Annotated in this window: 3 protein-coding genes; 1 reads left to right on the forward strand and 2 read right to left on the reverse strand. The window is 68.2% G+C overall.

Annotated features, from left to right (window positions below; all coding sequences use genetic code 11):
* Window positions 1-862, reverse strand: an 862-nt coding sequence (locus AC1DOC_RS23870) for an MBL fold metallo-hydrolase (protein WP_478130624.1), incomplete at its 3' end; no start/stop codon positions are given.
* Window positions 863-1,058: 196 nt separating this feature from the next.
* Between AC1DOC_RS23870 and AC1DOC_RS23875 the strand changes: the two genes are divergently transcribed.
* On the forward strand, window positions 1,059-1,895 hold the full coding sequence (locus AC1DOC_RS23875; protein ID WP_478080076.1) for an IclR family transcriptional regulator: 837 nt from the start codon (window positions 1,059-1,061) through the stop codon (window positions 1,893-1,895).
* A 1-nt stretch (window position 1,896) separates the two neighbouring features.
* Here the strand turns inward: AC1DOC_RS23875 and AC1DOC_RS23880 are convergent, their stop codons facing one another.
* Entirely contained in the window at window positions 1,897-3,648 is a 1,752-nt protein-coding gene (locus tag AC1DOC_RS23880) for a carboxylesterase/lipase family protein (protein ID WP_478129121.1), read from the reverse strand.
* Window positions 3,649-3,782: the final 134 nt, after the last annotated feature.

The following is a 3,782-nucleotide window of genomic DNA, read 5'->3' on the forward strand; positions in this document are numbered from 1 at the left end:
CGAAGGGCATGCAGTGGTCGAAGATCACCCAGTGACCGTACTTGGGCTTGAGTTGCGCGAAGGTGTCCTGGTAGACCGCATGAAGGTCCTTGCCCGCGGCCACGCCGGCTTCGACGCAGGCGCGCACGTCGGCAATGAAGCCGCCGGTGGCCCTGAGGCCGGCGGCCACCTGCGCCTCGCCCAGCAGGGCGGGGCCGCGGCCCGGAACCAGCGCGGCGGGTTTCAAGGCCGCGAGGTTCTCGAGCGTCTGCGGCCAGTCCTTGAAATAGGCATCGCCGGCGTAGGGCGTGGCGTCGAACTCGACCAGGTCGCCGCTGAGCAGCACGCGCTCCTGCGGCAGCCAGACCACGGTGTCGCCCTTGGTGTGGCCGCGCCCGAGTTGCAGCAGTTGCACCTCGAGCTTGCCGAGCCACAAGGTCATCTTGCCGGTGAAGGTCATGGTGGGCCAGGTCAGGCCCGGCGGCACCGTTTCCACGTTTCGGAACAGGCGCGGGAAGCGGCCGATCTCGCTGGCCTTGTCCTGCTCGCCGCGCTCGACGATCAGGTCGCGCGTGTCCTGGCTCGCAATGATCTGTTGCGGATCGAAGCCGCTCGCTCCCAGCACGCGCACCGCGTGATAGTGCGTGAGCACCACGTACTTGATCGGCTTGTCGGTCACTTCGCGGATGCGCCTGACCACGTCCTGCGCCATGGCCGGCGTGGCCTGGGTGTCGGCCACGAGCACGGCGTCGTCCCCCACGACGATGCCGGTGTTCGGGTCGCCTTCGGCGGTATAGGCCCAGGCGTGTTCCGAGAGCCTGGTGAAGCTGACCTGCTTCTCTTCGAGGTCGGCTTGCGAGGCGAATTTCTTGGGGGTGTTCATGCGTAGGGCTCCTGGGATTGAATTTGTCTAAAACAAACGCGTTTGTAGTATGCGATGTGGATTTGTTTATGGCAAACTGATTTGCATAGGATGAACTAGGTGTTTTCCCCCAGAACCAGCCGCTGCCAGCGGGGCTGGCGCGTGGTGAATCCCGTCCTCCCGTGCGAACTAGACTTGCGGCAACCTGAAAGGCGATATGCGAGACAGCCACCCCGAAGAAGCTGGGAAGGAAGACAAGGCGCAGCGGGCCGTCCAGGCGATCGAAGTCGGCGGGCGGCTTCTGCTTGCGCTGGCCGACAGCCAGACGCCCCTGACGCTCAGGGACCTCTCGAGCCGATCCGGGCTGCCCGCTTCACGTGCGCACCCGTACCTGGTGAGCTTCGGCAAGCTCGGACTGATCGAGCAGGAACCCGACACCGGCCGCTATGCGCTCGGCCCGGCCGCGCTGCGCCTGGGACTGACATGCCTGCACCAGCTGGACCCGGTCCGGGTGGCGTTGCCCGTTGCCCAGCAGCTTGCGGCGTCCACCGGACATGCGGTCGCGGTGGCCATCTGGGGCAACTTCGGACCGACGATCATCCGGATGATCGAGGCACGCGAACCGCTGCATGTCTCCATGCGCGCGGGAACCGTGATGTCGATACTCGGCACGGCCACCGGCCGCGCCTTTGCCGCCGTGCTGCCCGCCGAACGCATCGAGAGGGCCATGGCGGTAGCGCTCGGAGACCCGGACGACCGGAAGGCGCCGCTGCGCAAGCCGAAGGCCGAGGAGCTTCGGCAGGCTGTGGCGGAGCTTCGCGAGCACGGCGTCACGCGCGCCGAGGGAAAGCCGATTCCCGGCGTCAACGCCTTCAGCGCCCCTGTGCTCGACCACGACGGCGAACCTGTTGTCGTGATCACGGCGCTCGGGCACCGGGACGGTTTTTCGGCCGACTGGAACTCCAGCGCCGCGACCGCCGTTCGYCATGCGGCAGCCGAAGCATCCAGCCGCCTTGGATGGCGAAACGCCGGAACCTTGCGCCGGCCCGGGTGACTCAATAGCCGAGCAGGGCGTCCCAGACACCCAGTTGTGCGACCTTGGGTACCGGGCCGATCGTTGCCACCGCGGCGTTCTGTCCGCCGAACGACGCCGCGGAGTCCGATGCGCCCGAAAAGCGCGGCCAGTCGAGCGCGGGCGCCAGCCGTGCATTCCCATCGCTTGCGAACGACAGCACCGCGGTCATCAATGCGTCCGACAGCTGCGCTTCGGCAGCGCCTGCTCCCACCTTGTCCCGGTAGTAGTCGAGCCCGAAGCTGCCGAACAGCATGGGCAATTCCGCGCAATGGGGCACGCCGCGCCCCGGCGCCTGGATCTGATGCGCATAGGTGGCGTATCGGACATTGCCTCCGTCGCCGGCAACCTTGGCGGCATAGCGCACGCTGAAGTTGCGCAGGACGCGGTCGCCATAGATCTCGATCCACACATCACCCGGCGCGGTCGACCGGCCTTCGCGTGCGGCTGCATCGGTGTAGGCGTCGATCACCGCATCGGCGTTCGCCTGCGAGCCACCCGCCTGGGGTGTCACCAGGGCCAGGAGCTCGGCGCGGCTGGCGGGCAAGGCCGGCGTCAGCCGTGCCTGGGTGATCGGGTCGTAGGCATCGAGGAAGAACGATCCTTCCGTCAGCGTATTGGTGATCACGAGGGGAAGATCGCCTGGCCACGCGGTGCGCGTCCAGTCGGAAAGGCAGACCTGGCCATCGATGATCGGTGCTGCGCGCAAGCCCCGGCCGGAGGTGATGCCCGCAGGCAGCGGCTGCGCATTGAGCGCGAGTTCGGCCTGGTGCAGCATCGACGCCGGAATGTCGCGCAAGCCCGAGGGCGTTGTCTGCAGCCTGGCGGCCAGCGCTTCGGCATACCTTCCGGCATCAGCCAGGGTGAAGCCGGTGGGCGCCGGCACCCCGGCCGGGCTCAACAGCATGGCCTTCTGGAAGCAGGCCCGCGCAACAGGGTTCTGCGCCAGGATCGCGCCGCTCGTGCCGCCGGCGGACTGCCCGATGAGGCAGACATTGGCGGGATCGCCACCGAAAGCCTCGGCGTTACGCTGCACCCACTGCAGCACCGCGATCTGGTCCTGCAACTGCCAGTTGGCCTGCGTCCCCGTGTCGGGATCGACGAGGTCCGGATGCGACAGCGTGCCCATCGCGCCGAGCCGGAAATTGGCGGTGACGACGACCACGCCCTTGCGCGCGAGCGCCTCGCCGTTCATCAGCGGCATGCTGGTGGCGCCGGTGCGCCATGCGCCGCCGTGCAGCCACACCACGACGGGCAGCTTGCGGCGCTGGCTCGGCGCCCACACGTTCAGCGTCAGGCAATCCTCGCTCTGAACCGCAGGGGAGGGATAGATCCAGGTCACGTACGCCGGCAAGGTCTGCAGGCTGGCGGCCCCGAAGGCCGTGGCGTCGAACACGCCGCCCGGGGCCCGGTACGGCTGCGGCGAGCGAAAGCGCAGGGCGCCGACGGGCGGCTGCGCATACGGGACGCCGAGGAAGAACGCGACGGCGTCATCGGCCGTGCGCTGGCCCTTCAATGTGCCGGAGCTCGTTTCGACCATGGGTGCCGGGGCCGGCGCGGGTGCAGGGGCGGGTGCGGGAGGCGCCGCCGCAGTGGGCAACGGGAGAAAGCCGTTGCCGCTGTTGCCGCCACCGCCGCAGCCACTCAGCGGCACGGCGGCCAATGCGCCGGCGGAAAGGATGAACCGCCGCCGGCTGGTAGCCGAATGCCCGCATGGATCGCTCGAAGTCGTCATGTGCTTCCTTGTTCGCCGGCCCGGATGGTGCCGAAGCGGTGGCGAGTCTAGGAAGGATGACCGCCGCATGACAGGGCCGGCGGCGCAACTCAGCTTTCCAAAAATGCGTTGCCTTGGCCCGGCGTGCCCAGCGC

Source organism: Variovorax sp. 01T439_2 (assembly GCF_056398445.1).